The organism is Alkalibacter rhizosphaerae, from assembly GCF_017352215.1.
GTDB classification, from domain to species: domain Bacteria; phylum Bacillota; class Clostridia; order Eubacteriales; family Alkalibacteraceae; genus Alkalibacter; species Alkalibacter rhizosphaerae.
The window spans coordinates 2,166,165-2,190,805 of record NZ_CP071444.1 but is presented as its reverse complement, the minus strand read 5'-3'; the positions used below and the strand labels follow the sequence as shown (position 1 = coordinate 2,190,805).

General features: G+C 45.5%; 24 protein-coding genes and 1 tRNA gene. 12 read left to right on the top strand and 13 right to left on the bottom strand.

The window, feature by feature from the left end; translation table 11 throughout:
- Positions 1-21: 21 nt before the first annotated feature.
- Positions 22-699, top strand: coding sequence for a TetR/AcrR family transcriptional regulator (locus tag J0B03_RS10875; protein ID WP_207299621.1), 678 nt, complete (start codon positions 22-24; stop codon positions 697-699).
- Between the two features lie 25 nt (positions 700-724).
- On the opposite strand, the gene J0B03_RS10870 is transcribed toward J0B03_RS10875, so the two are convergent.
- The 5 genes from J0B03_RS10870 to J0B03_RS10850 all read right to left on the bottom strand — a co-directional run bounded on the left by J0B03_RS10870 (position 725) and on the right by J0B03_RS10850 (position 4,858).
- A complete protein-coding gene (locus J0B03_RS10870) occupies positions 725-1,957 on the bottom strand; it encodes a sensor histidine kinase (RefSeq protein ID WP_207299620.1) in 1,233 nt (410 codons plus the stop codon).
- 5 nt (positions 1,958-1,962) lie between these two features.
- Positions 1,963-2,169, bottom strand: a complete 207-nt coding sequence (locus J0B03_RS10865; RefSeq protein WP_207299619.1) for a hypothetical protein — start codon at positions 2,167-2,169, stop codon at positions 1,963-1,965.
- A gap of 16 nt (positions 2,170-2,185) precedes the next feature.
- On the bottom strand, positions 2,186-2,881 hold the full coding sequence (locus J0B03_RS10860; protein WP_207299618.1) for a response regulator transcription factor: 696 nt from the start codon (positions 2,879-2,881) through the stop codon (positions 2,186-2,188).
- An 11-nt stretch (positions 2,882-2,892) separates the two neighbouring features.
- Positions 2,893-3,444 carry a hypothetical protein gene (locus J0B03_RS10855; RefSeq protein ID WP_207299617.1) on the bottom strand — a complete coding sequence of 184 codons (552 nt, stop codon included), beginning with the start codon at positions 3,442-3,444 and terminating at the stop codon, positions 2,893-2,895.
- Between the two features lie 85 nt (positions 3,445-3,529).
- Positions 3,530-4,858, bottom strand: coding sequence for a glucose-6-phosphate isomerase (locus tag J0B03_RS10850; protein ID WP_207299616.1), 1,329 nt, complete (start codon positions 4,856-4,858; stop codon positions 3,530-3,532).
- A gap of 132 nt (positions 4,859-4,990) precedes the next feature.
- On the opposite strand from J0B03_RS10850, the gene J0B03_RS10845 reads away from it, so the two are divergent.
- Entirely contained in the window at positions 4,991-5,827 is an 837-nt protein-coding gene (locus J0B03_RS10845; protein WP_207299615.1) for a DegV family protein, read from the top strand.
- Between the two features lie 53 nt (positions 5,828-5,880).
- Here the strand turns inward: J0B03_RS10845 and J0B03_RS10840 are convergent, their stop codons facing one another.
- Genes J0B03_RS10840 through uvrC form a run of 6 tightly spaced genes read right to left on the bottom strand, consistent with a single transcriptional unit; the run spans position 5,881 to position 11,630 of the window.
- Positions 5,881-6,741 (bottom strand): DegV family protein, encoded by an 861-nt coding sequence (locus J0B03_RS10840; RefSeq protein ID WP_207299614.1) that lies wholly within the window; start codon positions 6,739-6,741, stop codon positions 5,881-5,883.
- Between the two features lie 11 nt (positions 6,742-6,752).
- A complete protein-coding gene (locus tag J0B03_RS10835) occupies positions 6,753-7,274 on the bottom strand; it encodes a peptidylprolyl isomerase (protein WP_207299613.1) in 522 nt (173 codons plus the stop codon).
- 12 nt (positions 7,275-7,286) lie between these two features.
- The gene (locus J0B03_RS10830; protein WP_207299612.1) at positions 7,287-8,033 is read right to left on the bottom strand and encodes a phosphatase; all 747 of its coding nucleotides are present in this window, start codon (positions 8,031-8,033) and stop codon (positions 7,287-7,289) included.
- Positions 8,034-8,037: 4 nt separating this feature from the next.
- Positions 8,038-8,973, bottom strand: a complete 936-nt coding sequence (hprK, locus tag J0B03_RS10825; protein WP_207299611.1) for an HPr(Ser) kinase/phosphatase — start codon at positions 8,971-8,973, stop codon at positions 8,038-8,040.
- Positions 8,942-9,778, bottom strand: coding sequence for a Cof-type HAD-IIB family hydrolase (locus J0B03_RS10820; RefSeq protein ID WP_207299610.1), 837 nt, complete (start codon positions 9,776-9,778; stop codon positions 8,942-8,944). Before J0B03_RS10820 ends, hprK begins: the two co-directional genes overlap by 32 nt.
- Entirely contained in the window at positions 9,768-11,630 is a 1,863-nt protein-coding gene (uvrC, locus tag J0B03_RS10815) for an excinuclease ABC subunit UvrC (protein WP_246798134.1), read from the bottom strand. Before uvrC ends, J0B03_RS10820 begins: the two co-directional genes overlap by 11 nt.
- 119 nt (positions 11,631-11,749) lie before the next feature.
- On the opposite strand from uvrC, the gene J0B03_RS10810 reads away from it, so the two are divergent.
- The 7 genes from J0B03_RS10810 to J0B03_RS10780 all read left to right on the top strand — a co-directional run bounded on the left by J0B03_RS10810 (position 11,750) and on the right by J0B03_RS10780 (position 17,537).
- Positions 11,750-12,004 carry a hypothetical protein gene (locus J0B03_RS10810; protein ID WP_207299608.1) on the top strand — a complete coding sequence of 85 codons (255 nt, stop codon included), beginning with the start codon at positions 11,750-11,752 and terminating at the stop codon, positions 12,002-12,004.
- Between the two features lie 163 nt (positions 12,005-12,167).
- Entirely contained in the window at positions 12,168-12,761 is a 594-nt protein-coding gene (gene prxU, locus J0B03_RS10805) for a thioredoxin-dependent peroxiredoxin (protein ID WP_207299607.1), read from the top strand.
- Between the two features lie 73 nt (positions 12,762-12,834).
- A tRNA-Sec gene (locus J0B03_RS10800) sits at positions 12,835-12,931 on the top strand.
- A gap of 69 nt (positions 12,932-13,000) precedes the next feature.
- Positions 13,001-14,437, top strand: a complete 1,437-nt coding sequence (gene selA / locus J0B03_RS10795) for an L-seryl-tRNA(Sec) selenium transferase (RefSeq protein ID WP_207299606.1) — start codon at positions 13,001-13,003, stop codon at positions 14,435-14,437.
- Positions 14,434-16,353, top strand: coding sequence for a selenocysteine-specific translation elongation factor (gene selB, locus J0B03_RS10790; RefSeq protein WP_207299605.1), 1,920 nt, complete (start codon positions 14,434-14,436; stop codon positions 16,351-16,353). The genes selA and selB overlap by 4 nt, the downstream gene beginning before the upstream one ends.
- 87 nt (positions 16,354-16,440) lie before the next feature.
- Complete coding sequence (locus J0B03_RS10785) at positions 16,441-17,205, top strand: AzlC family ABC transporter permease (RefSeq protein ID WP_309485103.1); 765 nt, start codon at positions 16,441-16,443, stop codon at positions 17,203-17,205.
- Complete coding sequence (locus J0B03_RS10780; protein ID WP_207299604.1) at positions 17,202-17,537, top strand: branched-chain amino acid transporter permease; 336 nt, start codon at positions 17,202-17,204, stop codon at positions 17,535-17,537. The genes J0B03_RS10785 and J0B03_RS10780 overlap by 4 nt, the downstream gene beginning before the upstream one ends.
- Positions 17,538-17,590: 53 nt before the next feature.
- Here the strand turns inward: J0B03_RS10780 and J0B03_RS10775 are convergent, their stop codons facing one another.
- Positions 17,591-18,973, bottom strand: a complete 1,383-nt coding sequence (locus J0B03_RS10775) for a uroporphyrinogen decarboxylase family protein (protein WP_246798133.1) — start codon at positions 18,971-18,973, stop codon at positions 17,591-17,593.
- A gap of 168 nt (positions 18,974-19,141) precedes the next feature.
- On the bottom strand, positions 19,142-20,701 hold the full coding sequence (locus tag J0B03_RS10770; RefSeq protein ID WP_207299603.1) for a diguanylate cyclase domain-containing protein: 1,560 nt from the start codon (positions 20,699-20,701) through the stop codon (positions 19,142-19,144).
- Between the two features lie 345 nt (positions 20,702-21,046).
- On the opposite strand from J0B03_RS10770, the gene rsxC reads away from it, so the two are divergent.
- The 3 genes from rsxC to J0B03_RS10755 are packed head-to-tail and all read left to right on the top strand — an operon-like array spanning position 21,047 to position 24,590.
- Positions 21,047-23,017: an electron transport complex subunit RsxC gene (gene rsxC / locus J0B03_RS10765; protein ID WP_246798132.1), complete on the top strand. Its 1,971-nt coding sequence runs from the start codon at positions 21,047-21,049 to the stop codon at positions 23,015-23,017.
- A gap of 1 nt (position 23,018) precedes the next feature.
- On the top strand, positions 23,019-23,648 hold the full coding sequence (locus J0B03_RS10760) for a methylenetetrahydrofolate reductase C-terminal domain-containing protein (RefSeq protein ID WP_207299602.1): 630 nt from the start codon (positions 23,019-23,021) through the stop codon (positions 23,646-23,648).
- 60 nt (positions 23,649-23,708) lie between these two features.
- Positions 23,709-24,590 carry a methylenetetrahydrofolate reductase gene (locus J0B03_RS10755; protein ID WP_207299601.1) on the top strand — a complete coding sequence of 294 codons (882 nt, stop codon included), beginning with the start codon at positions 23,709-23,711 and terminating at the stop codon, positions 24,588-24,590.
- The last annotated feature ends 51 nt before the right edge of the window (positions 24,591-24,641 follow it).

Here is a 24,641-nt window from a genome sequence, read left to right as displayed (position 1 = left end):
ATAATTATAGTGGTGATGAAAATGGCATATAAAAAAAGTATCGAAACACGCAGGAAAATTTTGAATGTAACAAAAGAACTGGTCTTGGAAAAAGGCTGGAAGGACATCTCTGTGCGGGATATTGCGGAGCGGGCCGGTGTCAAGAACCCCTTGCTGTATTACTATTTCAAAAACAAACAAGGGATCGCAGACCACCTGTTGGGCAGTCTTATTCTTCGCACGCTGGATTATGCCGAGTACCGGGTCCCATTTAAGGAAGACTGCATGCTCAGTCATTTCGTTTATGTCTCCCTGTATTATCGCATCCTTGTAGAGCAGGAATTGTACCAAACCCTCTATTTGGAGTCCGTTCATCCATTTGAAAACCCAGTGGACGACATCGATGATTACGATTTGAATTACATGGTGACCAAACAATTCAACGAGATCCTCAAAAATTATGGTGTCGATCTGGAACCACAGTTGTTGCAAGCCTATACCATCTCAGCATTTGCCATTGGCACAAGTATCTTTAGAAGCCTGGTCTCCGGCCACCTGGACATGAGTTTTCGAGAAGCGCTGTTCTTTATAACCCGTTTCTGGATCATCAGTGTAGGGATCGATGAAAAGATTTTTGAAGAGAAACTTGCTCAAGCAATCGACATGGTCATGGAAGTGGATTTGGATGAATTCGTCAAATCCGATGACGACGACGAATAAAACGCCTTTCGGCGTTTTATTTTTTTTATTTTATTGTTGTTGCTTGGACCTTCATGGGAAAAAGTGCAGAAAAAACGCTGCCGGAATCCGGCTTGGACCGCACTCGGATCTTTCCCCCATGCTGAAGAACAATGATCCTGGCAATGCTCAAACCCAAACCATATCCGCCGGTATTCTTGTTTCGTGATTCATCCGTCCGATAAAAACGCTCAAAAACACTTTTTAGTTTTTCTTTGGGAATTCCCATTCCATGATCTTCCACTTCCAATACCACGTAATTCTTGTCCCGATATCCCCGTATTTCTATATCTTTCCCTTCTGGAGAATACTTCACTGCATTATCGACAAAAATTCGAGCGACCTGCTTGATTCGATTAGCATCTCCATACAGCATCAAGTTTTCTTCGACGGTCCATTGGATCCGATGATGCTGATCGATCATTTCCGTTTCCTTGCCCACTTCATCCATCAGCTCGCTGAAATCAATGCTTTGCATGTCATATTTCAGCGCATCCCGATCGTATCGTGCCAAAAACAACAATTTCTCCACCAGATCTGCCATGTTCTGCGATTCACTTTTCAGCGCATCAATGGCTTCCTGGAGAATGGCCGGATCTTCTTTGCCCCACCGGTCCAGCAAGTTGGCATACCCGTTGATGACAGAAATGGGGGTTCTCAGTTCATGGCTGACATCGGAGACAAACTGCTGTTGTTTTTTGTAACCGTCTTGCATGCGATCCATCATGTCATTGATGGTGGAGGCCAAATCCTTTAATTCGTATTTCGCACGTCCCACATCGATCCTTGCATCCAAATTTTTTGTGTTGATGCTTTTTGTTGCATTGGTGATCCGCTCAATGGGCTGAATGATCCGCCGAACTTTCATGCCGCCTGCGATCCATAACAGCAGGACACCGGAAACATACCCCAGCAACAGATATCCAAGCATGTTTTTCGCCAAATCCATTTGGCTGGAAACGGAGTAGAAAAAGACTACCGTTCGTCCATTTTCCCCATTTGCCTCCAGGGCCATGAGTTTATATGGCAAGAGGGAAAACAATTTCATTTCCTGCTGGAACCAACTTTCGCTGACGATCTTGTCGTAGTTCCAGATGGGATAATCCAGGGCATTGGACATTCGTTGGTCATTCGCCGGATCCAATATGAGGATCCCGATCTTCTCCTCTTTGTACACACCATCAAGGATCGTCTGCAATTCGCTCCGGTTTCCGTCTTCCTGAACCTTTTCCACCACCATGTTCATTACCTGGTAGTTTTGCTCCGCAAATTCTTGCTTGGTATGGTGAATAAATCCCCCGCCAACAACAAAACTAGCCAAATAAAGGCGACGGAGTAGAGTCTGATATACGTTGCCGAAATATTGGAGCGTATGGAAAATCGCAACATGCGCTTTGCGTTTTCCATGATGGAAACCGGAAAGGACATCCACTCTCTCGTTTTTTTCTCCATGGGTTCGACCCCTGTCTTATGAACCGTCATTGGTCAGTTTGTAGCCAACGCCCCTGACGGTCTTGATGAAGTTGGTGCCAAAACGCTGGTCCAGTTTTCCACGAAGATAACGGATGTATACGTCCGTCACGTTGGTTTCTCCCATATAATCGTAACCCCACACTTTTTCCACGATTTTGTCCCTGCTCAACACGATGTTCTTGTTTTCCATCAGGTACACCAGAAGATCAAATTCTTTTTTTGTCAACTCGATGGCCTCATTGCCGTAATATGCTTGGTATTGGTCTTTATCCACCACCAGCTCTCCCATTCGCAACAAACCGGGTGATTCCTTTGATTCCACAGACACCTGCCTTTTTACCGCGACACGGATCCTTGCCAACAATTCTTCAATGGCAAATGGTTTGGTCATGTAATCATCAGCGCCCATGTCCAAACCCATTACTTTGTCACTGACGTCATCCTTTGCCGTCAGCATGATGATGGGCAATGTCTTCTTGTCCTGACGGATCCTGCGGCAAACTTCCAATCCGCTCAGTTTTGGGAGCATGATGTCCAGGATCATGACATCGTAATCATTGGCTTGGGCTTTTTCCAAACCTTCCCGTCCGTCGGATGCCGTGTCCACAAGATACCCTTCATGCTCCAGTTCCAATTGAAGGAAACGTCCGATCTGCAATTCATCTTCCACAATCAAAATTCGTATACTCATGATGCACCGCCTTATTCGATGATGATTTCTTCATAGTCATTCTGCAAGTCAACACCAGGTTTCTCCCCGGCAGATTCCATCGACTCCGCTTTTGAGGGGCGAGCAGCGCAAGCTTTCGGGTCTGCTGCCTCTCCATTTTCCTTCTTTCCGAGGGCGATCTCCTCCCAGTCGTCAGTCCCATTGTCCCCAAACCCATGGTTTTTATAGTATACTTCAAATTCATATCCCAAAAGGATGGCAACCACTGCCAACGCCAGCAAGAAGCCCATGGGCACATCAAAGAACAAAACGATAAATGCCAGGAGAACGATGGGCATCTTGACGATCGTCTTTTTTTTCTTCAAGAGGACCAGTTGAAATCCCAAAACCTTTGTCACAGATTCCTGTACCATTTGCAGCAGTTTTCTTCCTCGGTGTTCCCGCCGTTTTAATATATAAAGAACCGCCTGGTCTTCATTCCCCCGGTCTTGCGCAAAACCTTCTCTGCGGTTTGATAATCGCAATCCACTCTTTTTCGCAGGCGTTCCACCTGTTCCAATGTCACTTTCATTGATTTCCCTCACATCCTCTCTCCTGCATTCATTGTATCCGGCAGGAATTAAGGGTGGATTACCATTTTGTTAAAATCGCATTAGAAACGGGACCCATCTATTTCTTGCCTTCCAGTTCCCTGGCCAGATCCTCATATCCGGGTTTTCCCAACAGCGCAAACATGTTGCGCTTATAGCTTTCCACACCCGGTTGGTCGAAGGGATTGACTCCCATAAGATACCCGCTGATCCCGCACGCTCTTTCGAAAAAGTAAACCAAACGTCCCAACATATAGGCGGACAGCTCCGGGATCGTCAGTACCAGATTTGGTACGTTCCCGTCAACATGTGCCATGAGCGTGCCAAGAAAGGCCTTGTTGTTTACATGATTCATACCGGAACCGGCAATGTAATCCAAACCGTCCAAATCTTCCGACGCAGTTGGTATGATCGTATCTCGGTCCACTTCATCAAAAACCAAAATCGTCTCAAACATATTGCGACGACCTTCTTGCACGATCTGCCCCAGGGAATGCAGATCTGTCGAGTTGTTTACAGAAACCGGAAACAGTCCTTTTCCGTCCTTGCCTTCGCTTTCTCCAAACAATTGTTTCCACCACTCGGAAAACATGGCCATTTCTGGTTGGTAATTGACCATGATCTCCATGGTTTTGCCTTTTCTATACAGGATGTTTCTTGCTGCGGCATATCGATAGCATGGATCAGTCATGTCCATGGCGCCATCGGTCTCCTCCATCTGATCTTTTGCACCTTTCATGAAATCTTTGATGTCAAATCCTGCGACGGCTATAGGCAGCAAACCAACAGCGGTATGTACCGAGTAACGGCCACCAACATCGTCCGGTATGACGAAGGTCTCATATCCCTGTGCCATGGCCAGTTCTTTCAATGCTCCTTTTTTTGCATCGGTGGTGACATAGATCCGATCCCTGGCACCTTCCGCTCCATATTTTTCTTCCAAAAGATTTTTGAATAGTCGAAAAGCAATGGCCGGTTCCGTCGTGGTCCCGGATTTGGAAATGACATTGATCATCACATCCTTGTCTTTCACCAGGCGGATCAAGTCGTCATGATACTTGCCGCTGATGTTTTGGCCTGCGAAATAGATCTTCGGCTGGACCTCATCCCGTTCATTGGCGAAAAAAGGCGACAACGCATCGATCATGGCCTTTGAACCCAGGTAAGATCCGCCGATGCCTATGATTATAAATGCCTCGCATTTGCTGCGAATAAAGGATGCCGCTTTTTCAATGCGCTGAAATTCACCCTTGTCGTAGCTGACCGGATAATCCAACCAACCGAGATAATCCGCTCCTGCTCCGGTCTTCCCCTTCAGCGCTTTTTCCGAATCCTGAATCTGGCTCCACAATCCTAGAAACTCTTCCTCTCGAATAACACCATGTTTGGTATCGATCGTGATTGACATGACCCCTCATCCTTTCTATAAAGACTTTCTTATGACTACATTATATCAAAGATTTCCTTTTTTTCCTTCCTTTATCTTTCCCATCCATTATGGTACAATTACATAAAATAAAAGCACCGATCGGAGGAAAAAATGGATTACAAAATCGTCGTCGGGAGCAGCTGTGATCTAACAAAAGAACAGCAAGCCGAGATCAATCATGCAACCGTACCTTTTACCATACAAATCGACGGAGAAGATCTCATCGATGATGAGACCCTCCCTCTGGATACCCTCATATCTAAAATGAAAAAATCTGTTGGTGCGATTCGAACTGCCTGTCCGTCTCCCCAACACTTTCTTGAAAAATACAAGGAAGGGGAACATATCTTCGTGGTGACCATATCTTCACGACTCAGTGGCACCTACAACAGCGCCATGACCGCAAAAGACATGTACCTGGAACAATTCGAAAACAAATTTATCCATGTATTCGATTCCTTGAGTGCCGCCATTGCTGAGACCCTTATTGTGATCCGTGTGAAAAAATACATCGACCACAACCTTTCTCTAAAAGAGATCGTGGAGAACACGGAGGCCTACATCAAGGAAATGAAGACCATGTTTGTTTTGGAAAATCTGGATAATCTGATCAAAAATGGACGAATGAGCAAGTTGACCGGCATGTTTGCCCAATTCCTCCATATCAAACCGATCCTGGCTGCTGACGGGCTCGGAGAAATAAAACTGGTAGAAAAATCCAGAGGAACAAAAAAAGCGTTGAAAAAAATGGTGGAGCTCATCGGCAGCGAAGGCTCCGATTTCTCCGATAGAATTTTTGGCGTCGTCCATTGCAATGCCTTGGAAAAAGCACATTATGTCAAAGACATGGTCATGGAAAAATATAATTTCCAGGACGTGATCGTGACGGAAGCCCAGGGCTTGAGTGCTGTGTATATGGATGATGGCGGAATTGTGGTTGCATTTTAACCTGGATATATAAAGGCTGTTGAAAACTCGATCCGGTTTTCAACAGCCTTTTTTTACTTTTTGCTATTATAGAAAAACACACAGATGGTGCCTGGTCCCGTATGTGCTCCGATGGCAGCTCCCATCATATTGACAACAAATTCTGTAGAACCGAATTTTTCTCGAATGGCCTCCACCAGTTTTTGTGCCTCTTCCTCGTCGTCGCAATGGCTCAAGGCAATGGTCTGCTTGTCCAAATCATCGGCCTTTTCCTCCATGATCGCAAGGATCCGGTTAAAAAGCTTCTTTCTCCCCCGTACCTTATCCATCTGTTGAAGCTTTCCTTCTTCGTCCACCCGCAAAATGGGCTGAATATTGAGCATGTTCCCTACAACAGCCGCCCCTTTGCTTAAACGACCACCGCGAAACAGATAATCCAAATCGGCAACGGTGAAAATGTGTTCGATTCGTCGGATCCGATCTTCCAACAACTCCAACAATTGGTCCATGTCCGCCCCTTCTCTTCTGGCGGCCAATATATCCAAAACGATCAATCCCAATCCATTTACCGACGCTTTCGTATCCACTACTTCCAATCGAATGTTGGGATATTTTTCTTTTACCATATCAGCAGCCAGAACAGCAGCTCCGTAGGTTCCAGAAAGCCCCGAAGAAAAACTCAGATGCAGGATGTCCAACCCTTGGGATGCGAACTTTTCGAAAACAGTCTCAAAATCATGAACGGTCACCTGTGCCGTTTTGTATACTTTCCCATTGCGCATTCCCTGATAAATTTCTTCCGGAGTGATATCCACCCCGTCTTTATAATCCTTACCGTCATGACTGACGTATATGGGTATGATTTCTACATTTTCCTCATTTAGCAAGTTTCGATCCAAGTCGCAGGAACTGTCTGTTATCAGTTTGATCGTCATTGTCAAGCCTCCTATACGATTTCCGGTTGCGGATATTCTTCTCCAAAGGTTTCTGCAGTCACTTTCTCCAAGACCACGTCCTCCACTGGTCGATCCTGTCTTCCTGTTTTGCTTTCTGCAATGGAATCCACCACATCCTGTCCTTCCACCACTTTACCAAAAGCAGCATATTGTCCGTTCAGGTGAGGCGAATTTTCATGCATGATGAAAAATTGGGATCCGGCAGAATTTGGGCTCATGGACCGGGCCATGGACAACACACCTTTTTCGTGTTGCAGGTCGTTGGGAAACCCATTGGAAGAAAATTCCCCCTTGATTCCATAACCGGGTCCTCCCATGCCTGTGCCATTGGGGCAACCACCCTGGATCATGAATCCTCGAATAACTCGATGAAAGATCAGGCCGTCATAATATCCTTTGTTGACCAAAGATAAAAAATTGTTTACCGTGTTTGGTGCTTTCTCCGGATAAAGCTCTGCTTTGATGACTCCTCCGTTTTTCAATTCAAATGTTACGATCGGGTTTTGTTTCATGTTCATCCTCCTCTATTTGTCTTCATTTCTCGGATCCATAAAAAGGACCCGTCCTTTTTTCTCCAAGTACTTGGTCAACTTGCCTACATCCGTATTCATCACCAGCTCTTCTGGAAACTGGAGATCTTTCAACAATTCCAATGCCACACCAAATTCTCCTACGTCGCAAGCCATATGGGCATCGCTGCCCAGAGTGATCTTGATTTCCCGTTTCAAGCATTCTTCTGCGATCAATCTGCAATTTGGATAACTGCCTTTTCGGGAATGAACAAAAGAGCTGTTGTTTATTTCAATAAGGGTGTTAGTGTCTTTCGCGGCTTTCAAGACATCACTGTAATTCAGCGGATATGCCGGATTGCCAGAATGAACGATGACATCCACGATCTCCTTTTCCATGGTACGTATGATGGCCTTCGTATTCTCTCTTTCGCTTCCCGGCTTAAAACAACTGTTATGCAGCCCGGCCAGTATGATCTCCATGCGATTTAAATATTGCATTGGCAAATCCAAAGTGCCATTTTCATCCAAAATATTGGCTTCCATGCCCTTTAGGATCTTTACCCCTTCCATCATTGGTGGAACTACCCGTATATTTCCGAAGAAATAAGGGTGAGGGCTTCCAGGCAACTGAGGTCCGTGTTCCGTCAAGCAGATCAATTCCAAGCTTTTACGGGCTGCTTCACGAACATTTTCACCCAAGGTGCTGTATGCATGTTGACAAGCCAAGGTGTGCGTATGGGTATCCACAACGATCTTCATTCGATCAACCCCTGTCTGATCCATCCATATTTTCATTGCTCTTGCTTATTCTATCACAAAATTCCTGCGCTGAGTTGATTCCCATGTATTTTAAACGGTTGTTTCTGGCTCCTGCTTCGATGATGATGGCCAGGTTCCTGCCGGATGTGACCGGAATAACGACTCGGGGAATGTCCACGTCCAGAATGCGATGATATTCTTCATCCAATCCCAGTCGATCATAATATTTCTCGCTGTCCCAATGCTCCAGATGAACGTTCATATCGAGTTCCATGGACTCCTTCACCGCTCCAATGCCATACAGGGTTCGGACATCGATGATGCCGATCCCCCGGATCTCCATGTATTGCTTTAGAAATTTTGGGGCAACCCCATGTAGCCGATCCCCGATCCGTTTGATCTCCACCATGTCGTCGGTGATCAAACGGTGTCCTCTTTTAACAAGTTCCAGAGCCGTCTCACTTTTCCCTACTCCACTGGATCCGGTGATCAAGACGCCTACCCCAAATACTTCAACCAGAACACCGTGAACGGAAATGACAGGTGCCAACTCCACGTCCAGGTAATTGATGACCTGATTGATGACCTTGGTTGTTTCTTTTTTTGACTTTAAAACTACTCGGTGGTACTTGTTGGCAAGATCCAAAAGATCGTCTTCTATATCCAGGTCCCAAGCAATGACCAGACATGGAAAATGATAGGTGAAAAACTTCCCCAGTTTCTCCAATTTTTCTTCTGCTTTCAGGGAATTCAAATAGCTGTTTTCCACCATTCCGACGATCTGAACCCGATCCGAATCAAAATGGTCATAATATCCATACAGCTGAAGACCAGGGCGATTGATGCTGCTGTTGCTCAAATGAATGGCATCATGGCCCCCATCGCAGACGATCTCCAGATCCAGCTCTTTACAAAACTTGCTGATCAGTATCTCTTTCATCCGACAACCCTCCATAAATATATTTTTCGATGGCATGAGCCACCCCTTCTTCATCACAACCTGTCGTCACCACATCAGCCAGTCTCTTGATCTTTTCCGGTGCATTTCCCATGGCTACACCGAGTCCTGCGTACTCCAGCATGGATGCGTCATTGTAGGAATCTCCTATAGCCATCACTTCTTCTCGTTTAATGCCGTATTTTCTGACCAATACATCGATGGCAATGGCTTTGGATGCCTGACGATCCACAAATTCCAAAAAATAAGGCAGGGATGTATGGGAAACCACCTCTTTGTTCATCAACACTGTCGGTATGCTGCCAGCCAATTGTTGGATCCGATCCACTTCATCGTACCAAAGCATCTTTGTGATCCGTTTTTCTATGGATGCCAAGGAGTCCACCAGTTGCAATGGAGTTCCCGTCAGGGAAGCATAGTCTTTGGATCGGCCGTCGATCCGATTGGTGAATAGCGTATTTTCCGACCAGAGTATCATGGTCAGATCCTCTTTCTCCCCCAAGCGATATACTTCGCGAACCGCTTCCGGTTTCATCACCCTCTGATAAATGATTTCTTTGGAGTTCGCCATGAGGACCATGGATCCGTTGTAAGTGATCAACGGCAAATCCAACCCAATTTCTTCGATCAGAGGCATGACCCCTTGAATAGGCCTTCCTGTTGAAATGGCGAACAGGATCCCGTCTTTCCACACTCGGTGGATCCACTTCCTTGTTTTGGGCGTCAATTCTCCTTTACTGTTGAGCAAAGTACCGTCGATATCTACGGCAATGAATTTATATTTCACGCTGTTCCTCCTCATCTTCCAACGTCGAATGAAAATACGCTACAATTTTATTTGCCACATCAACGCCGATCCCCGGTACGGAAGCCAACCGGTCCACCGTGGCACTACGGATCTCTTCCACACTTTGAAAAGTTTCCAAAAGGATCCTCTGCCTGGCAGGGCCGATCCCTGGCACCTGGGACAATTCCGATTTTTGCATCCCCTGATCCCGACGCTTTCGATGATACTCGACTGCAAATCGATGGACTTCTTCAGATATGGCGTTCAAGAGATAATAGACTGGCGTTCCTCTTGGGATCTCCACAGTCCCCTTGCTGGTGACCAGACCTTCCAACCGGTGCCGGTCGTTTTTCACCAGTCCGCAAACCGTGATATTTTTGTCGTACAAATCCAGGATCTTTTGAACGGACTGTACGTGACCCAATCCTCCATCCACCATGATCACTTGTGGAAACGGCAAAAAAGAGCTGCCCTTGCTATTCGGTTCCTTTTCTTCCTTCACACCCCGCTCCATTCGACGAAAAACCACTTCCTGGGTGCTGGCATAATCGTCCTGGCCTTGTACAGACTGGATGCGGAAACGTCGATATGCTTTTTTCAATGGTTTGAAATCTTCAAAAACCACCATTGCGCCTACACTGTCTTTCCCTCCCAGATGAGAAATATCAAAGGATTCAATGCGATTTGGGGATTCTTCCAAATCCAGCTTTTCCATCAGCCAGTCCCGACAAAACACTTCATTGAGAACCTTTCTTTTCCTTTTGTTCTGATGCTCGAAGAGAACCAGTTTTGCGTTTTCCTCCACCATGTTCAAGAGTTTTTTCTTGTCTCCCTTTTGCGGAACCATGATGGATACCCTGGTGCCCCTCTTTGACTTCAACCATTCCTCCATGGATTCCTGGTCCTCGATCTCATAAGGCAACAAGATCTCCCGGGGGATCATGGTTCGATTATAGTAATATTGCTTGACAAACTGGTTGAGAAAATCGTCCCCCTCCTGAAAAAATTCCAACATATGGGTCTCTCTTCCCAGCATCTTTCCAGATCGGATCTTGAAAACCTGGATGCACAAGTCCGTCTCGTCCATGGCAAAATGGATCACATCCTGATCGTGTTCCGATTCTGAGGTGATCTTTTGCTTCTCTCCAATAGCTTTGATCCCTTGGATCTGATCCCGGTATTTTGCCGCCTGTTCGAACTCCAAGTTTGCGGAAGCTTCTTCCATTGCCCTGGACAAGTTTTCCAGCAAAACTTTGTCTTTCCCTTTGAGAATGTCGACGATTTGATCGATCTTTTTCCGATATTCTTCTTTGTCTACAGTCCCGGTACAAACACCTGGGCATCGACCAATAAAATAATTCAGACATGGACGCTGGTTGATTTTTTTTCCATCCATCTTTTTACTGCATTGCTTCAATGTATAGACCTCTTCGATGGCATCCAGCGTTTGTCGTACCGTTGCAACACTGGTATAAGGTCCAAAGTAGCGGGCTCCATCCTTTTTAACGTTCCGGGTCATGAAAACCCTGGGGTAGTCCTCCTGCAAGGTCACCTTGATATAAGGATAAGATTTGTCGTCTTTGAGCATGATATTGTATCGGGGCATGTGCTTTTTAATCAGGTTGAACTCCAAAATCAAGGCTTCCGATTCCGTATCTGTAACGATCACCTCAAAATCCTGGATCTTTCGTACCATGGTCTGCACTTTCAAGCCGTGATTCGCCGACGATTGAAAATACTGGCGCACCCGGTTTTTTAGGTTCTTTGCCTTCCCTACATAAATAATGTCCCCTTTTTTATCCTTCATCAGGTATACGCCGGGTTTGTCCGGAAGTTCCTTTAGTTTATCCATAAACACCGTTCTTTCCATTATAAAAAATATACAAACAAGTTTCTTTTAAGACTAAAATGGTATATATTATAATAACACATAAAATACGTATAAAAAAGTTTAGATCGCGAGGTGGAATTATGAAGCTGAAATTCGGGAACGAGACCGTTATCGTCTATGACGACAAATACGAAGTGCACATACAAAAGAAAATTTTTGGTGGATTCACGTTGAAAAAATATCTGATCGATTCCATTTTTGACTTGTTGGAGTCTAGAGACATCCGGGTAGACATCTCCCAGGAAGAAGCCATTCAAATGGGAAAAGAACTGCTGTCCAGAGAATACAAATCCACTGGGTTTTCCTTTGATTTCAACAACCCTCTGGCTACATAAAACAAATATGCACGTCGTTGTTATGATCAAGCAGACCCAACGGAACTCTTCAGGAGTTCCGTTTTTAATATTGTGTAATTTCAGCCGCAACTCGTTGACATTTTGTAATTATATGGTTAAACTATAAATATAGAATCATTCTAAAACGAAAGGAGTTGCAATCATGCTAGTCACGAAAAAAGCACCTGATTTTACCGGCTCTGCATTTCATGAAGGCAAAATCAAAAAAGTGAAATTGTCGGACTACCAGGGAAAATGGGTCGTTCTCTGTTTTTATCCAGGCGACTTCACCTTTGTCTGACCGACCGAGATCTCACACATAGCCGTGAGCTATGACAAGTTGCAAGCATTGAATGTTGAAGTTTTATCGGTGAGTACTGACAGTGTATTTTCTCACAAAATTTGGAACGAAACAGAACTGAGTAAAATGGTGGGCAACGACATCCCATTCCCCATGGTATCCGACCAAACAGGAGCCATCGGCCGATTGTACGATGTCTATGATGAAGATGCCGGAACAAACGTCCGCGGTCGTTTTCTGATCGATCCGGAAGGCGTCGTTCAGGCAGCCGAGGTCTTGAGTCCTCCTGTCGGAAGAAATCCGGAGGAGTTGGTGCGACAGATCAAGGCATACCAACATCATCAAAAGACCGGAGAAGTCATGCCCTCTGGCTGGGTAGAAGGTGGCATCACTTTGAAACCTTCCACAGAATTGGCAGGTAATGTCTGGAAAGTATGGCAACCGCCGAAGAAATAGTCGCTTTACCATTTTAAAGATATACTCAGGGTTCGATTCGATTCCATGGATCGAACCCTCTTTCTCTTGACATGGGGACGGATAGGCCCTGGTGGGTCTCACGGACTTCAACTCCGTTGTCGGGTGGCTCGACCATCCGAGGTGGGTTCAATTCCTACACGCTCCCGCCATTTTTAAAACGATCAAATATTTCGTGGCCGGGATCATCGATCCCGGTCCTTTTAATTGGAGGTCAGTCATTGAAAATCTCAAATTTCAGAGAAGCTTTACGCCATATCCCGGCGATCCATGTTTTGATCCAAGATCCTTCCATGGAGGCATTTGCTGCCTTGATGGGCAGAAATACGGTCCTGACGTCCTTGCGCAGGGGAACGGAACAGTTAAAAGCTTCCATCCTCTCGGATCCGGAGTATTACCGAAATCACAAAATCGAAACATCGGAAGACTTGTTCGATCATCTCATGGACCTGGTTCTTTCCTTATTGGAAAAACAACGACTTTTTGCATTGCAACCGGTGATCAATGCCACTGGAGTCGTGCTCCACACCAACTTGGGCCGTGCCCCCCTTTCCCAGGAAACATTGAAGCAAGTGATGGAGGTTTCCACAGGATACAGCAACCTGGAATACGACTTGGATTTTGGCAAACGCGGTTCTCGGTACGATCACATGGAAGAACTTCTCTGCCGGTTGACCGGGGCGGAAGCAGCCATGGTTGTCAACAACAATGCCGGTGCCGTCTTTTTGTGTTTGAACACCTTTGCCAAGGACAAGGAAGTGATCGTTTCCCGAGGGGAACAGGTGGAGATCGGCGGCAGTTTTCGAGTTCCGGAAATCATCAAGGAGAGCGGCTGCATTCTAAAAGAAGTCGGCACCACTAACAAAACTAAATGTTCGGATTATGAGGAAGCAATAACGGAAAATACCTCGATCCTGCTAAAAGTGCATACCAGCAACTACAAGATCATCGGCTTTACTTCTTCAGTTTCATTGGCGGAAATCTCCATCCCCGAGGATCGGGCGGACATCCTTTGCATGGAAGACCTGGGTAGCGGCTGCTTGACAGATCTATCCTTGTTCGATCTTCCAAGAGAGAAAACGCCAATGGACTCTTTGAAAGAAGGGGCGGATCTCGTCACATTCAGCGGGGATAAACTCCTTGGAGGGGCGCAGGCCGGCATCATTCTAGGAAAGCGATCATTGGTGGAAAAGATCAAGAAGAACCATTTGGCCCGTATCCTTCGGTGCGATAAAATGACCATTGCCGCCCTTCACAGCGTCCTGCAAATCTACGACGCGTCAGAAGACCCTGTTTCGCAGATTCCTTCATTGACCATGTTATGCGAAAAAATTGAAGTCTTGGAAGCAAAGGCAAAACGACTCCGACAACGCGTGGAGGAAGCAGGAATCGAATCCGCTGCATTAGAGCTTTTGGATGTGGAGGAAGAAGCCGGTGGTGGATCCCTGCCCGGCGTTGTTTTGCAGGGAAAAGCAGTTGCTCTTGTTTCCCAAACGATCTCACCGGACGATCTTCGAAACCGTCTCCGTCGCTCCCTAAATCCCATCGTATGTCGGATCTCGGAAGACAGGGTACTCTTTCATGTACGAACGATCCGGGAAGAGGAATTCGACATCATTGCTACAGAATTGAAAAAGTGCTGGGAGGCGAAACCATGAAACACATTACCATTGGAACTGCCGGTCATATCGATCACGGGAAAACCGCCCTGGTCAAAAGACTGACCGGAACTGATACGGATCGCCTGGCGGAGGAACAGGATCGTGGTATGACCATCGAGTTGGGCTTCGCCTTTCTCCAGTTGGCCTCCGGCAATCAGGTCTCCATCGTCGATGTGCCCGGCCATGAAAAATTTGTCAAAACCATGGTGGCAGGAGTCACTGGGATCGATATCGTTCTACTCATCATTGCTGCAGATGAGGGGATCATGCCCCAAACCATAGAACACCTGGACATCCTTTCTGTTTTAGGTTTATCTAAGGGTGTCGTAGCCTTGACGAAGTCAGACCTGGTCGATCAAAAGACCCTGGATCAGCGAATCCGGGAGATCCGTAAATATCTGAAAGATACTCCTCTTGAATCGTTGCCGGTCATCCCTGTATCTTCCAAAACCGGAGCGGGCATCGATGACTTATTGATAAAAATCGACGAACTTGCAATCCAGACAAGAGAAAAGTCCCCCACTTCCCTGTTCCGCCTGCCTGTGGACCGGGTCTTTACCATGACAGGCCACGGGACCATCGTGACGGGAACGATCAGCGGCGGTACGGTGACCAAAGGTGATCCCGTGCAGATCCTTCCGGAAGGTTTGACCACAAAAGTGCGAAACATTCAAGTGAGAAACCAATCGGTGGATCAGGCTTATGGCGGAGACCGATGTGCATTGAACCTGGCGTCCATTGAGAAAAAAGACCTGCAGCGGGGCAGCGTGGTGTTGGAGTCCGGAAATTTTCGAACCACCAGCTTGCTGGATGCCCGGGTGCAAATGGTCCCCGGCAGCAACGGTCTGGTCCATAATCAACGTGTCCACTTCCACACAGGCACCACTGCAGTATTGGCCCGTGTTCGTCTGTTGGGTGCCGACAAGATCGATGCCGGCGAAAAAGGGTATGTTCAACTGCGCCTGGAAGAACCGGTTGCCGCTTTCCGGGCAGACCGGTTCATTCTTCGATCCTTTTCCCCTGTCCACACCATTGGAGGCGGCCGACTTCTCCTCCACCATACCAGAAATCGCAAAAGATTCGACAGTACCTCCATGAAAGAACTTGCTTTTTTGGACCTGGGAACGGACAAGGAAGTGATCCAGTGGTTGATCCAGTCTTCCTCTTCCTTGATGGATGTGGAATCCATTTATCTGGAAACGCTGATCGATAGGGATCGGATCAAAGAAATGTTGGAAGAACTGGTTGTGGAAGGTGTCATTTATGCCATGGGATCCACTGGAAAATATTACAGCCTTGCCTGGTGCGACGAGATGCTCAAGGAGTTGGAAGGTGTCTTCCATCGGTTTTATAACAAGAATCCTTATCGATATCAGATCTCCAAGGAAGCCCTGCGCAAAAAAGAATTCCCCTTTCTGTCCAACAAAGATTTTGACGGGATGCTGGAGATCATGTCTGCCATGTCTTCCTTGCGTTTGGAAGAAAAGTTTGTTCACCTTCACAAGGAAAAACGCTTGGATGAAATCTCGGATCTGGTTGAAGTTGCCCGCACAAGACAACTCTTTGAGACACCGGATCTCCCCACTCTTTCACCTGCCCAGGTTGCAGAGGAAACCAGCTTGCCTATTGCTGTTGCGGAGGAGATCCTGCACTTTTTCATCTCCATCGGCTACTTGGTCGAATTGGAGAAAGGAGTCTTTTGCAGCCGGCGATCTTTGGAAATGATCTACCAAACAGTTGTAGATGCGATCCAAAAGGAAAAGAGCATCACCGTGGCCCGACTCCGTGATCTTTTAGGAACCGGAAGAAAAACCGCCATCTATTTTTTGGAATATTTCGATGCTGTGCGGGTGACCAAAAGAGACGGCAACGACCGGATCCCCGGACCGCGATTTCGTGATTTTTTGCATTGATAATTATTTCAACATTTCATTTACTACCGGTATCGAATGTGTTAACATGCAAATAATTCAGTTTACTTACATATAAGGAGCTTGACTATGACCATGAATATTGACGATCCCCAACCAGCAACCAAGACAGAAAAGGCACCGAAGAAAATGGATGCCCTGAAAGCAGCCTTCCCCCATACGATCCCCGTTTTTACCGGGTTTACTTTTTTGGGTCTTGCCTATGGAATTTTGATGTACAAAAGCGGATATGGGGTGGGTTGGACTTTTTTATTCAGTTTGTTGGTCTTTGCCGGTTCCGGCCAATATCTGGCCATTACCTTTCTGACCACCGTTTTTAATCCCTTGCATGCACTGCTCATGACATTAATGATCAATGCCCGACACTTGTTTTATGGCATCTCCATGCTGGAACGATACCGCAATACCGGAAAACTCAAACCCTATTTGATTTTTGGACTCTGCGACGAAACGTTTTCCATCGCCTGCACCACCAAAGCACAAGAGGGCGTGGAAGATCGATGGTTTCTTTTTTTCATTACACTGCTGGATCACATGTACTGGATCTTCGGATCTGTCCTCGGCGGATTGTTGGGGGCTGCCATTCCCTTTAACACCACCGGTTTGGATTTTGTTCTGACAGCACTGTTCACGGTGATTTTCGTCGACCAATGGAAAAAACAGGGCGGCAGAAGATCCGCCGCCATCGGCATCTTGAGTTCTGTTGCCTCTTTGCTTGTTTTTGGACCCGACGGATTCCTTTTACCAGCCATGGCCGTCATCTTGGTTGCACTCAGCCTCCTTCGGCTCTATGACAAATCCCGCAAAAATATCATAGAGGAGAGTACTCCATGACACTGACGCCACTACAAACCCTTGCCATCATTGGAACTGCCATCGCCGGGACCATGTTTACCCGTTTTTTACCATTCTTTCTGTTTCGCAAAGCGAAATCCAACCATCCTTACATAACGGACCTTGGCCGACTTTTACCCTATGCCGTCATTGGAATGCTGGTCGTCTACTGTCTGCGGAATGTTCGTTTTGATAGTCCCACCCATGGATTGCCGGAAGGGATCGCCATTGTTTCCATCGTTATCCTCCATTATTGGAAAGAAAATACACTTTTGAGCATCGGTGTCGGAACCGGCCTGTACATGGTCCTGATCCAAACCGTCTTTGCTTGATCTGATCTAAAACGGCGACACCCTTTTAAGGATGCCGCCGCTTTTCTTTTTTATTAGATCGTCATGTTCATGTACAAATTGAAAACCCGATTGTCTGACTTTTCAAATCGCTCTCGTGCAAAATCAGGAGTATGTGGATACTTTTGTTTGAATTCTTCCCAATCAAAGAGATATTTTGATTTCAAAGTCATTTTTTCTTCTTCGAAAACGAACCCTTCGCTATTCACCGGTGTCCCGAAAGATTCTCCAGGATTGTCATAAACAGCATATTCATGAACGAAATGACTGAGGGCAATGTAATTTTCCATGTTCGTATCCGACAGGGTCAACGGCCCTTTGTCAAATCCGAAAATATAACCTCCGCCTGGAAGCATGATGTCCAGCAACTCTTTGGCTTTGTCCAAAACCTGCTGTTTTGTACCGGTCTTCAGCAAAGTGGATGGATACAGACCCTGAAGTATGAATTTTTTGCCCAACTTGTCCTTGATTTTTTGGGGATCGCCGTATTCAAACATCAAAACCATGCCGCTGGGCAACTCCATCAAATTGTCCAAGTATCTCATCCAGTTATCTTCACAGAATGCACCACCACGTATGCCCAAGGCTGCGTACTGCTCGTACATTTTTTTATAGGAAGGCATCCATACTTCCATGAAATCTTTCTCACGCATAAATGTGGGCATATGCAATGGAGTCATTACCGTTCCCAAAGGATGGGCAAACGCAGGCCGGCCCATTTTAAACATCATGGGAAGAACCGCATCGCAGGCTTCCTTGATTTCATCCCGATGTCTTCGAATATCCATACTGATCCCACTGAAACTGCGCAATTGGTCGGCTATATAATCGTAAGGCGCTTCACAGAATCCGGAAGCACCCATGGGGGCTCCAGGGTAATACCCATAATCGTCCATGATCTTCATGAACCACGGAATGGATGCATTGGCGTCTTCTTCCATGGCCAGAAGGGCCCTTTGCATGGAAATCAATGCTTTTGCCGTATTGGATGGATCCAAATTCCGATATTGTCTGGGAATGACTTTCTCTACAACAAAAGCATATGGATCTTGGGTCAATTGAGCATATTCATCTGCCTTCATACCCACGACTTCCGGATGTTGTACAAATCCGTCACCACCCATGCGGAAGGATTGGGAATCCAGCAACTGATAAAAAGACGGCAACCGGTTGAATATTAGACTAGCCGGGCTTACCGGAGGAGAATCGGAATAGACTTGATCACAGATTTTTCTGGCCGCCTCTTCCAACTTGGAAAAATCGTACTGAAAATCAAATACATCCACACCGCCGTAAGCAGCAGTGATGTACGCCGAAATCATAAAATTCGCAGGCATCCGTTTCGGAATTATGTTGTTGTAAAAGTCCGTGTTTATTTGGATCCTCTCTTCTTGAAGTTTCCTTACCTCTTCTTTCACTTTCTTTCCTCCTTCATTTATTATTTACACATCTATTTTAATCGTTTATATTTTGTAAAGTCAATACCGTTTTTTATTTTGTTATATTTCGCGTGTGGTCGTTTCAATCATTTCCTTTACTCTTTTAGAATGGAAAGAGGTCTCCTTTTAATAATGGAGACCTCCGCGTCAAAAAAATTTTGTTCCTTTGTTCTTCCCGCTTTTTTTGGATTCATATAAGGCCTGATCCGCTCTGATCAACGCACTTTCATAGGTTTCATCATTCTCCAGGTAGTTGGTTGCCCCTATGGATACAGTGGTTGGTACATTGGCCCCTTCTTGGATGCATTTGGATCCTTCTACAGCCTTCAACACCTTATCGATCAAAATATCCAGATTTTCCGGCGTGATGCCCTTTGCCAAAATGACAAATTCCTCTCCTCCCCATCGATACAATCCGTCTTCTTCCCGAATCACTTCCTTGATTCGCTTTACGATTTCGACCAAAACACGATCCCCCGTATCGTGGCCGTACGTATCATTGATGTGTTTGAAGTCATCCAGATCCAGCATCAGCAAGCTGTACATTTCTTGTTGTTCCTTGAATTTACGAAAACTTTCCTGCAATTTGACCAGTCCTGCTTTTCTGCTTCCGGCACCTGTCAGCAGATCCATGTCGATTTCATCTTTGAGCTTCTGTGTAGATTTGCTGTAGTATCTTTTCTCAGACCACAAAAAAACCAGGATCCCCACAAGAAGGAGCAGCAGCGCAGACAAAGCTACGGTCAGCAATCCACGATTTCGTTCCGTTCTTGAATTTTCCGATGCATCGTTTATGTAATCCTGCAGATTATCATAATATACGCCCATGGCCACGACCCAGTTGTATTCATCATATAACTTCGCATAGGTCATTTTTTCGGCAAGTTCTTCTGTTCCCAACTTTTTAAAGAAATAATTGAAAAACAACTCTCCATCTCTTTTGATCCCTTCCAATTCTTCCAAATATGGCTTTCCTCCTGCAATGTCTTCCATATCCGTTGAAAGCAAGGTTCCCTCCGTCTCTTTTAAATTCGGATGGATCAACCGAACAGCGTAATCCTTCCCTCCATCAAAATCGATCACTTCATTCACCCACATATAAGAGTCTTGAAAATAGATGTCTCCATAGATCCTTCTTCTCAATGACTCTTCCACAGCGTTTTTCACTTCTTGATTCAATGCACCCAAGTATATGGTGTAGTTGTTGAACGGGATCACTTCCAGCCGAAAAAACAGATGTTGATCATTAAAATCAATAATCTTTTCCAACGCATGCATCTCGGATGCATCATCGTTGACATAATTGATCTTCTTTTTTACATCAACGATCCAAATGACCAAATTTTCCCCTACAGTCTTTCCTTCAAAGTATTCTCGAATATCGTCGATGCTGTAATCTCTTTGATGGGTTTGGACATACACTTTCAGTTGATGGATCCTTTCTTCCAACCTGGATTCATGGATCAATTTGCTCTCTTCGATGAAATCGATGGTATTGTTGACGGAATCCTGCAAAAATTCCCTTTTGATGGACACGATCTGATCACGGGTGCTTGTTGCATGGATCTGATCGATACGATCCAGTTGGTTAATCAAAACCAATGTAAGGATCAAGGCAAAACAAAGAAATATGGCAATGGCAATGGCCAAATATTTTTTTCTCACAGGATCTACATCCCGAATTTTATAAAACGACTTTTTTCGCATGATCTCATCCTTTGTTTATCGAGTTTCTTTATTTTATCAAACCTATTTCAATTTTGAAACAAAAACAAATAGGTAATATAAATGTTTTGTTATACGAAAGTAAAACCGGTTCTATTTTACATACTGAAGCATTGAAAAATATTCAAAAAAAAACAACCATTCCAGCTATGTTATCGGTTACAAACCACTAGAAATCAAGGATCATCTGTGATACGATTTATGAAGATTCAAAAGGATTAATTGCAATATTAGAATCATTCTTATTTTTTTGTTTTTCTTTCTATTTTACAAGAGTTCCATTATTTTCTTTCTTCAATTCAAGAAAGCATAAAGTTTAAGGGGGGCATGGAATTGGAAGATTACACCAAATTTAAATTAAAAAGAAAGGAAGAGTTGGCACCGTTTTTGGAAGACAAGGACGGTTTGTTTGTCATCGCCTGTAACAAATGCTTCAAGGAATTTAAAATCGAAGACGAACCCGAACTGGCAAATTTTGAACAGTTGGCCAACGAAAAAGGAAAAACCGTTGTTGGCTCCGCCAAAATCGATTTCCTGTGCAACACCACGTTGACCGCAAAAAGTCTCCAGGACATCATTCCGGAAGAAGCCAAAAACGTATTTGTCATATCCTGCGGTTTGGGGATCCAGGCTGTAGCGGAAATGCTGGACCACCCAGTGTACGCGGCAAGCGATACCATATCGGTAGACGGACAGCACGGAATGGCATTAACGACGACCCTTTGCGATGCTTGCGGACAATGTTACCTGAACTTGACCGGTGGTATCTGTCCCATTGTCGACTGTGCCAAGAGCCTTCTCAACGGCCAATGCGGCGGAGCGAAGGACGGCAAGTGTGAAGTCGATAAAAACAAGGATTGTGCATGGGAAAAGATCTATCGAAAAATGGATTCTTTGGGCAGACTTGAAGAACTGTTGGATCAACCGGTGGAACTAAGGGACTACTCGAAAGTCAATTTCAAGATCGTCAACGAATATGTCAATTCTGTTCGAGATAGCCGGTTTGAAGGTTATTATGGAGGTATCCATCCCAGCGAGAAAAAGGAATTCAGCGAGAATGTCGACCTGGTTTCCTACCCTCAACCACGCACTGTCGTTCTTCCTTTATCGCAACATGCAGGAGCTCCCGCGGAGTTGCTGGTCGAAGTTGGACAAAAGGTAAAAGTTGGACAAAAATTGGGAGAGGCCAATGGTTTTGTCAGCAGTCCGATCCACTCCAGCGTCAGCGGCACAGTAGTAGCAATAGAACCACGACTCCATCCGACCCAAGGAGTCAAGACCCTGTCCGTAGTCATCCAGTCCGACGGTGAAAATACGTTGCACGAATCTGTGAAACCGGCAAAAGATCTAGACGAACTGACTCGAGATGAAATCATCGAAATCATTCGGGACAAAGGCATTGTCGGCATGGGAGGAGCAGGTTTCCCGACTTCCGTGAAGTTAAAAGCTCCCCAGAAGGTGCACACGGTGCTGCTCAACGGTTGCGAATGCGAGCCCATGTTGACTGCAGACCAGAAACTGATGACCAACTATCCGGATCAACTCATCTTCGGCATGAAGGCCTTGATCAAGGGATCCGGAGCAGATAAAGGCATCATCGTAATAGAAGACAACAAACACGATGCCATTGAAATTCTAGAAGCAAAGACAACAGACATTCCCAACATTGAAATCGCTGTTGTTAAAACCAAATATCCGCAAGGTGCAGAAAAAATGCTTGTTAAACGCATGTTGGGCGTATCCATTCCAAGCGGAGGCTTCCCTACGGATGTAGGTGCTCTGGTATCCAACGTCAGTACTGCAAAAGCAGTTGCCGATGCGATTCAGACCGGAATGCCTCTCGTTGAAAGAATCGTAAGCGTTACAGGAGATCGGATCAAAAATCCGGGCAACTACCTGGTTAAAAACGGCACCTCCGTCAAGGAGATCATTGAACATTGTGGTGGAGTTGTAGGAGACGATGTCACGATCAAACTGGGCGGCCCCATGATGGGTATCCCGGTGACAGACCTCAATGTTTCCATCATCAAAAGTACCAACGGGATCATTGCCGTAGAAACGGTGGTCAAAGAAGCAGACGAATGCATCAAATGCGGACGTTGCGTGGATGTCTGTCCCATGGAACTTCGACCTTTCTATTATACAAAATATGCAACAACGGAAGATTGGGAAGGCTTCAAGGAACAAAATGTCATGGATTGCATCGAATGCGGAAGCTGCGAATATATCTGTTCATCAAAAATACCGATCGTGGAACGAATCAAAATCGGAAAAAAAGCCATAAGGGAGGGTAAATAAAATGCTGATTACCCAACTAAAATCAAAAGAAGTCATCGAGGAACTGGCAAAAGGAAAAACCGTGATCATAAATTGTCATGGCTGCAAGGAAGTATATTTCCCGGAGCATGCGGCCGATGAACTGCAAAAAGAACTTGCAGAAAACAAGGAGATCACCCAGATCGTTACAACGGATTATATATGTCATCCGGACAATCTGGCTTTACAATTGAAAAAACACATGGAAAAAGTCAACGACGCAGATAGTGTCATCGTATTTTCTTGCGGAGTTGGGATCCAAACCGTCGCCAAATATCTGGAAAACACTCGAGTCTATTCCGGATGTGACACTTATCCCCTTCCGGGTTTTCAAGGCGTCACTCCCATGGAATTCGACTGTGCCCAATGTGGAGAATGCTATCTGAACTACACTGGAGGGATCTGCCCCATAACCGCCTGCTCTAAAAGTTTGGTCAACGGGCAATGTGGAGGAGCCAAAGACGGCATGTGTGAAGTAGACAAAGATATGGAATGCGGTTGGGAGCGGATCTACCGAAAGTTGGAAAAACTCGACAAGTTGGATACGCTTAAATACGAACCCAAAGTTCGAAACTACTGGCATCCGGATCGAACGACTTCAGAAGAGGAGTAAAATATCTTTATTCACAACACACAGAAAAACAAAGAATACGATGATTAGGAGTGATTGTAAATGAGAATAACTGAGATGTTTCAGCGTGGTGAATTTGTAGTTACAGCAGAAGTTGGACCACCAAAAGGAATCAATATCGATCATTTGGTGGAAGAAGCAAATGAGTATCTAAAAGGGCGGGTACACGCTGTCAATGTAACAGACAACCAGTCTTCGGTAATGAGACTTGGATCCCTTGCTACGTGCAAAGTTCTTGAAGATCAAGGCTTGAACAGTATTTTTCAAATTACTTGCCGGGATCGAAATCGAATCGCACTGCAATCCGATATTTTAAGTGCCGCACTGTTGGGCATTGACAATCTGCTTCTGCTAACCGGCGACTATACTACCCTGGGGGATCATCCTCAGGCAAAACCGGTTTTTGATCTGGATTCCGTATCCCTGATCCATGCAGTAAAATTGTTGGAACAGGGAGTGGACCTGGCAGGAAATCCTTTGGATGGTGAGCCACCAAAATTTGCAAAAGGTGCTGTTGTTTCTCCATGCAGCGATTCCGTCGATGTGCAGTTGGCAAAGATGGAAGCAAAAGTAAAAGCCGGTGCAGAATACTTCCAAACCCAAGGCGTTTACGAACCGGAAAAATTCATCAAATTCATGGAACAAGCAAAACAATTTGGGGTACCGGTACAACTGGGCATCATCATTCCAAAAAACGTCGGAATGTGCCGCTATATGAATGCAAATGTAGCCGGCGTCCACGTTCCCGAAGAAATGATCGAGGAATTGAAAGCAGACAAGGAAAAAACCAAAGCCGGGATCACCGGTGTGGAGATTTCCGCCCGCATCATCAAAGAATGTAAAGACTACTGTCAGGGTGTCCACATCATGGCACTTGGTTGGGAATCAAAAGTTCCAGATATTCTGGATCTGGCAGGACTTTAAGAAAAATCAAGGAGTGCTCACCAAGATGAGCACTCCTTTTTTTAATTTTTG